The sequence below is a fragment of the Microcoleus sp. Pol12A5 genome, assembly GCF_036701435.1.
Taxonomy (GTDB): Bacteria; Cyanobacteriota; Cyanobacteriia; order Cyanobacteriales; family Microcoleaceae; genus Microcoleus.
Map to the genome: position 1 here is coordinate 1 of NZ_JAUBQU010000195.1, position 6801 is coordinate 6801.

A 6801-nucleotide genomic window follows, 5' to 3' on the forward strand; every position below is an offset into this window, starting at 1 on the left:
GAGTCACCGCGATGGAATCGCTCAAAAATACGATCGCGCTCGCTCAAAGAAATATCCTGAGAACTATTGACAATTTTCACAATTACTCTTTTTCCCTGACAGTTAGCCTGTAACCTGAGCCAACCCTCCGGTAAATTATATTTAATCGCATTACCAACCAGATTTTGCAAAACCTGCACCAGCAAATCGCGATCACCCTTGATATATAAATTAGGAGCAATTGCCATTTGCACATCTAAATGCGGTGCTAGCAGTTCCATATCTTCTGCAATTTCCGATAGCAAAGCCGACATATTCACCTCAACCAAATGTAAACCCATACGTCCGGCATCGGCGTGAGAAAGTAAGAGAAGTTTACGGGTTATTTCACTCAAACGGCGCACTTCATCCAATAAATTACTCAGCGTCTGCTGCACCTCAGAACCAGATTCAACTTGATGCAAAGCCCGTTCTAGTTGGCCTTGCAAAATCGCCAGCGGAGTCTTTAATTCGTGGGCAGCATCTCCACTAAAACGAGAAGCTTGTTTAAAACTTCGTTCTAGACGTTCTAACATCTGATTGAACACAAAAATTAATTCTACAAACTCTATATCCGTTGCTCCGTCAGGGACGCGCCGATCGAGTCCCTGTACGGTGACATTGCGAATTGCCATCGTGAGTCGCCCAATTGGATATAGAATACTCCGAGATATCACCCACGCTCCACCCGCCACGAGTAACAGCACTACGGGAATAGCAATTAGGAAGATATTACCAATTGATGCCATTTCCCGATCGATCGCTTGTAAGTTAACAGCGATGGCTATTTGAGTTTGAGGAGAATGAATCGCGCCCACACGCCAAACGGCTTTCTTAGTACGCTGGGTTGCTAGTTTAGCTTTGAAAACTCGCGGAAAATCCGGTCGATCGAATTGAGGAGGTCGATCGCGCGGGGGTCTTCTTTCTCTCGGTGAAAATGAATCTGGTCGATCGGGAGGTGGTGGATAGGGAGGTGGTGGATAGGGTGGAGGGGGAGGTTCTAATTGAAAAGGTATTCTGGCACGATCGGGAGGGGGTTGGGGCAGCGATCGCCATAATGAATTAGCATCAATTCCATCTTGCCACTGGCTCGATCGGTAGAGCAAATTACCATCTCTATCAGTCACCAGCAAAGCTGCGGTTGTTTCCCCATCATTCATGCCCAAAACTGATGGCAAAGAATCACTATAAGCACCCCATTGGGTCGATTGCGGGCGGGTAGATTGGATTAACTGATTCTTGATTTCAGCATCAAGACGTTTGACTTTAGCATCGTAAATCAACCACCACGAAACAATACTAAAGCCAATCAAAGCAATACTTGCTAGAACAGCAGATGATAGAGCAATGCGAAAGCGAAAAGATTGCAATTTCACGATGGGGAATCGGGTTTGCGAAACCGATAGCCAACGCCGCGCACGCTCTCAACCCATCCTGTACCGCCGATCGGTTCAATTTTCTTGCGAATGCGTTGAATACATACATCTACCACATTCGTATTCGGATTAAAATCATAACCCCAAATATGTTCGAGGATTTGTGTGCGGGTGAGTACCCTACCGGGCGATCGCATCAGATATTCCAAAAGATTAAACTCGCGGCTTGTAAGTTCTACCGCATGGCGATCGCAAGTGACTTCTCGCAGAATGCGATCGAGCTTAACAGGGCCAACACTCAGAATATTTTGCCCACCGCCCGAAGCACGCCGCACTACAGCATAAATCCGAGCAACTAACTCCTCAACAAAAAACGGTTTAGCCAAATAGTCATCAGCACCGAGATGTAACCCTTCAATGCGATCGTCTAGTTCATTGCGAGCAGTTAATAAAATCACAGGTACGTTGCGTCCAGCCTTTCGCAGATGTTTGAGAATAGATAATCCGTCTTTTCCCGGCAAAACAATATCAAGTACGATCGCATCGTATTCATTATCCATCGCCCGCCCATAGCCATCATTGCCATTATCGCAATAATCCACCACAAAGCCTTGTTCTTTCAAGCCCATACAAACAAAATTGGCAATTTTTTCTTCATCTTCAACGTATAGAACATTCATAGATTTACCTATTCGGTTGCGATTATACCGCCATCAGGCCTTTACTTAAATTACAAAACTGTAATCTATTCGGAATGTTGCAGGTAATGTTGTGGGAGTTTGATGTAGTTATAAACATTTTTAGGTCGGCGATCGTAACTATCATGAAAATTACTTCACTGCTGGCATTACCTGCTACAGCCTTGCTGCTGGGATTTAGCAGCTTGACTTTTCCCGATCGAACTACAGCTAATTCTAATACTGTACTCGCCCAGAGCCAGCCCGAACCCAGTCAAGAGCGCAGACATCCGCCCCGTATAGATTTTGCCGCTGCTGCCAAACAATTAGGAGTCACCGAAGCCGAGTTAATCGAAGCTTTGGGCCTACCCGCCAAACCGCCGGAACCGCCAACGGAAAATAATCGCCCGCCCAACCCACCGCCCCCTCCTCGTTTAGATATTCCCGGTGCAGCGAAAAAGTTGGGAGTCACCGAAGCAGAGTTGATTAAAATTCTGGGCATTCCACCGCGCCCACCGGGCGATCGTAATTTACCTCAAAATTCGGAAAAACGCTAATTTCTCCACATTACAAAACTGTAATCCTAGGACAGGGATAAATGTCATATTCAACCAACTTAATGATTGTAGAGACTAAATCAAAGGCCGATTGAGAATTCATTTTTTTAGCCTGACAACTGATTCAAACTTAGAAAACTAATCCAGGTAATTACATCATGTCAGCACTATTTCCTAATCCAATCAATGCCCCGGGCAATCCTCCCCAAAATCAAGGCGCACCGGGCAACCAACCTCCCCAAAATCAAGGCGCACCGGGCAATCCTCCAGGGCAAAATCAAGCAGCAGTAGGCAATCCTCCAGGGCAAAATCAAGCAGCAGTAGGCAACCAACCTCCCCAAAATCAAGGCGCATCGGGCAACCAACCTCCCCAAAATCAAGGCGCACAACTTACGAATTCTGCTTTACCTCCCCAAAACCAAACTCCACCCCCTCCGCCAGCTAACAGTATTAGCACCACAGCAGGAAACGACAATATTACTGGAGATAGTTTAGATAACTTCATCCTAGGTAGTAGCGGCACAGATACCATAACTGGAGGATTAGGCACGGATACAATTAGCTATCTTTCCCTGGGCAGCGGCATTACCATTGAGGCTAAAGGTATTGTAGATAAAGGCGCAGCAGGTACAGATACCCTGCAAAATATAGAACAAATAATTGCTCCTTTAGGACAGATTAATACCATCGATGCTTCTACAGGTAGCGGCACAGCTTCTATTAATGTGGATTTGTCGCAGAATCGTTTGGCGGTTAACAATCTACCGGGTATCGGCACTCTGAATTTTACTGTAGAGAATTTTGTTAATGTCACAGGAACTCCGAATGTAGATGTCCTTACCGGAAACATCCAAAACAATTCTTTAGTTGGAGGATATGGTAACGATACACTCTCAGGTTTGCGCGGCAATGATACCCTGATTGGAGTAAATCCATCAAGTGCTACACCGGGAAGCAATGAAACGGATGTGCTGATTGGCGGTCGAGGTAGAGATGTTTTTGTTCTCGGTGATGCCGCAATTAGCTACTATCAGGGAACAGGAGTTGCACTGATTCAGGATTTCCAACAGGGAATCGATCGCATTCAGTTACGTGGGAGTCTCTCTGACTACAATATTGTTGGTAACTCCATCAATTTGGCTGGTACATCTGACCAAATTGCTGTAATTCAAGGCGGCTTTACTCCTGATAGTTTCCTGTTTGTCTAATATCAATTCCGGCTGCAATCATTAGGATACCGAGGACACGGCAGTGCCGTGTCCTAATTTATTCTTCCTACTTATTCCTTCGCGATCAGAGCGCTTATGCGCCGCTTCGCTAACGCACCTCGAAGCGTTTCAATCAAACCAATTATTCCTGCCGGAAATAAGTAAAAGCCCTAATTTTCTGCAAATACCGATCGCTCTTTAATCCAATCGAGTAAAATAGGATTGACCAATTCCGGGGCTTCATCTTGCGGGCAGTGCCCCACTCCCTCCAAAGGAATAAACTTTTCAACAGCCGGAAACTTTGCCAATTCTCGCCCCAATGCGATCGGCTCCCAAGGGTCGTCCGTACCCCACAAAATCAAAGCAGGACAGCTCAAACGCGGCAACAAATCCTCCGGTAGCGGCCCTTGAGAATAACTGATAAATGCTACAAATACTTCGACTGCGCCGCTGTCTTTGGCAGGTTCCAGCAGCATATTTACCAGTTCATCGCTGACAGCTTCAGGACGGCGATATGCTTGCAAAAGCACTTTTTTTACTGTTTTTGGCGTTGCTAATTGTTTAAAAAATAATTGACTTATCCACTTGACATTTAAAACTTTTTGTGCGATTGGCGCTCCCAAACTGCGATACCAAGGCAATTCGGCGCGTTTGCGATCGTGCAGCAAGCGTAGGGAACAATTGAGTAAAATTACGCCAGAAGCAATGTCGGGAAAATCCACTGCAGCTTGCATAATTGCCACGCAGCCGATCGAATTTCCCACCAAAAAAGCCGGCCCGCCCGCAACTTCCCGACAAAAATCAGCAATTAGCTGTCCCCAAGTTTCAAAAGTATAGTCAATCTCAAGTTTGGGCGCGGGTTTAGCAGAACCGCCAAAACCGATGAGGTCGATCGCATAACAGCGGCAATCAGCAGCCAGCGCCGGCAAATTCTTGCGCCAGTGGCCCCAAGACGCACCAAAACCGTGGACAAACACCACCGCAGGCCCCTGGGAACCCGCAGCCTGGTAGCAAATGGGAAAGCCTTTCCACAGCCAAGTTTGAGGCGAAATAAGTGTTGACAAAGTGGGAGTAGAAGATGTCATGCGATTTTAGATTTTAGATTTTAGATTTTAGATGAATGCAAGGCTGCAAAGAACTCAAGTCAATACTAAAAACCGTATCGCAATTCGAGGCAACCGCTAGGACATAAATCCCAAACATCCCTTCCCTCCTCCCTCTGCGCCCTCTGTGCCCTCTGCGGTTAATTCCTCTTCCTTCTGACTTTGCAGTTAGAGCCGATATTATGTCACGATTAAACCTGCTGACTTCTTTGCTGTATTAAAATTTCCCTTATGCCAACGATCGTTTCCACTGCTGTCGTACCGTTTCTGGGGTCAGAAATTGTACCAGACTACGACACCGCCAAAGTAGTAATCTTGCCAATTCCCTACGAAGCTACCACCACTTACCGCCGGGGGTGCGAAAACGGGCCGGCCAAACTTCTAGAAGCTTCTCATCAACTCGAGTGCTACGACGAAGAATTGGATTCCGAAGTTTGCTACGATGTCGGAATTTATACACAAGAGCCGATCGCCGATACTCGCAACAGTCAACGGGTTTCATCCTCAGAAATGCTGCGAGTCACCCAAGCCGCAGTGCATCAGCTAGTTACCGAAAATAAATTTGTCATCTCCCTCGGAGGCGAACACAGCATCACTGCAGGCGTTGTCGAAGGTTATCGCCAAGCATACCCAAACGAACCTTTCACAGTCGTGCAAATCGATGCCCACGGCGACTTGCGGCACGAATACGAAGGCTCGATTCACAACCACGCCTGCGTGATGCGGCGTATTGTAGATATGGGCTTACCGACACTGCAAATCGGGATTCGCGCTATCTGCAAGGAAGAAGCCGACTTGATTAAAGCAAAACAGCTAAACGTGATTCGAGCTAGGGAAATCGCTACTCAACCGGATTGGGCCGATCGGGCAATTGCCAGCATAACAACTAAGCGAGTATTTTTGACGATCGACTTAGACGGCATCGATCCGACTTTAATTCCAGGAGTGGGAACACCCGAACCGGGCGGGTTAAATTGGTATTCCCTCACCGCATTTTTGCGCCGCATCTTCGAGTCCTACGAAGTAATCGGGTGTGACATTATGGAATTAGCACCTATTGTAGATTCTGTCGTCTCAGAATTTACCGCCGCCAAATTAGCATACAAACTTATTGGATACCAAGCTCTGGCTCAAGGTTGGCTAAAGCCAGACGAGGAATAAATCGCGAAGTACGAATCACAATAGGCTGTTGGCAAGGCTAGAATTAAGCTAAAGCCAAACAACAGCCAATTTTATTCGTGCTGACATTTTCATCTTTCATGCTGGCAAATACTGCTCTTCACCTCCTGAAAACATGAGTTTAATAGTTGATACAACGGGTACTCCCATTAACGGCTACGCTCCCGATTTTGAACTGCCGGGAGTTGACGACGAAGTTCACCATTTAGCTCGATATTTAGAAAAATTTCGGGCGATAGCGGTCATATTTATGTGCAATCATTGCCCTTACGTGCAGTTGTATCTCACTCGTATGAAAGAACTTCAAGCAGATTTTCAAGATCGAGATGTTACTTTAATCGGGATTAATGCTAATGATGCAAACCAGTATCCCGACGACAGTTTTGAGAACATGAAAATTTTTGCAGCCAACAATCAACTCAACTTCCCGTACATCCGAGATGTTGCTCAAGATGTGGCTGAAAGTTTTGGGGCTTCTAAAACGCCGGAGGTTTTTTTGTTAGACCAAGACGGCAAACTGCGCTATAAAGGTTTAATTGACGACAACGCTGACGATGCGGCGGCGGTGCAGGTTTCTTATCTGCGGAGTGCGATCGACCAATTGCTCAACAGTCAACCCGTTGAGCCTTCAACTACAGAGGCAATAGGCTGTTCTATCAAATGGCGATCGTAGTCATTAGTCA

The 6801-nt window shown here is 46.3% G+C and carries 7 protein-coding genes; 4 read left to right on the top strand and 3 right to left on the bottom strand.

Translation table 11 applies throughout. The features are described 5' to 3' along the window. Together QUA45_RS27150 and QUA45_RS27155 are read right to left on the bottom strand one after the other, a co-directional pair. A partial coding sequence (locus QUA45_RS27150) for a histidine kinase dimerization/phospho-acceptor domain-containing protein (RefSeq protein ID WP_333222929.1) occupies window positions 1–1394 on the bottom strand: 1394 nt, incomplete at its 3' end. Beyond that, the gene (locus QUA45_RS27155; RefSeq protein ID WP_333034626.1) at window positions 1391–2074 is read right to left on the bottom strand and encodes a response regulator transcription factor; all 684 of its coding nucleotides are present in this window, start codon (window positions 2072–2074) and stop codon (window positions 1391–1393) included. The genes QUA45_RS27150 and QUA45_RS27155, both read right to left, overlap by 4 nt. A gap of 143 nt (window positions 2075–2217) precedes the next feature. Between QUA45_RS27155 and QUA45_RS27160 the strand changes: the two genes are divergently transcribed. After that, a complete protein-coding gene (locus tag QUA45_RS27160; protein WP_333222931.1) occupies window positions 2218–2628 on the top strand; it encodes a hypothetical protein in 411 nt (136 codons plus the stop codon). A 158-nt stretch (window positions 2629–2786) separates the two neighbouring features. Then, window positions 2787–3836: a M10 family metallopeptidase C-terminal domain-containing protein gene (locus QUA45_RS27165; RefSeq protein ID WP_333222933.1), complete on the top strand. Its 1050-nt coding sequence runs from the start codon at window positions 2787–2789 to the stop codon at window positions 3834–3836. 170 nt (window positions 3837–4006) lie between these two features. Here QUA45_RS27165 and QUA45_RS27170 read toward each other — a convergent pair whose 3' ends face one another. Further along, a complete protein-coding gene (locus tag QUA45_RS27170) occupies window positions 4007–4921 on the bottom strand; it encodes an alpha/beta fold hydrolase (protein WP_333099781.1) in 915 nt (304 codons plus the stop codon). A 249-nt stretch (window positions 4922–5170) separates the two neighbouring features. On the opposite strand from QUA45_RS27170, the gene speB reads away from it, so the two are divergent. Continuing rightward, window positions 5171–6100 carry an agmatinase gene (gene speB, locus QUA45_RS27175; RefSeq protein WP_333222935.1) on the top strand — a complete coding sequence of 310 codons (930 nt, stop codon included), beginning with the start codon at window positions 5171–5173 and terminating at the stop codon, window positions 6098–6100. 133 nt (window positions 6101–6233) lie between these two features. Further along, window positions 6234–6791, top strand: a complete 558-nt coding sequence (locus tag QUA45_RS27180) for a thioredoxin family protein (RefSeq protein WP_333222937.1) — start codon at window positions 6234–6236, stop codon at window positions 6789–6791. Window positions 6792–6801: the final 10 nt, after the last annotated feature.

Coding starts and splice junctions, on each gene's coding strand:
- QUA45_RS27165 (WP_333222933.1), top strand. CDS start 2,787: ATGTCAGCACTATTTCCTAATCCAATCAATGCCCCGGGCAATCCTCCC.
- QUA45_RS27155 (WP_333034626.1), bottom strand. CDS start 2,074: ATGAATGTTCTATACGTTGAAGATGAAGAAAAAATTGCCAATTTTGTT.
- QUA45_RS27170 (WP_333099781.1), bottom strand. CDS start 4,921: ATGACATCTTCTACTCCCACTTTGTCAACACTTATTTCGCCTCAAACT.
- QUA45_RS27180 (WP_333222937.1), top strand. CDS start 6,234: ATGAGTTTAATAGTTGATACAACGGGTACTCCCATTAACGGCTACGCT.
- speB (WP_333222935.1), top strand. CDS start 5,171: ATGCCAACGATCGTTTCCACTGCTGTCGTACCGTTTCTGGGGTCAGAA.
- QUA45_RS27160 (WP_333222931.1), top strand. CDS start 2,218: ATGAAAATTACTTCACTGCTGGCATTACCTGCTACAGCCTTGCTGCTG.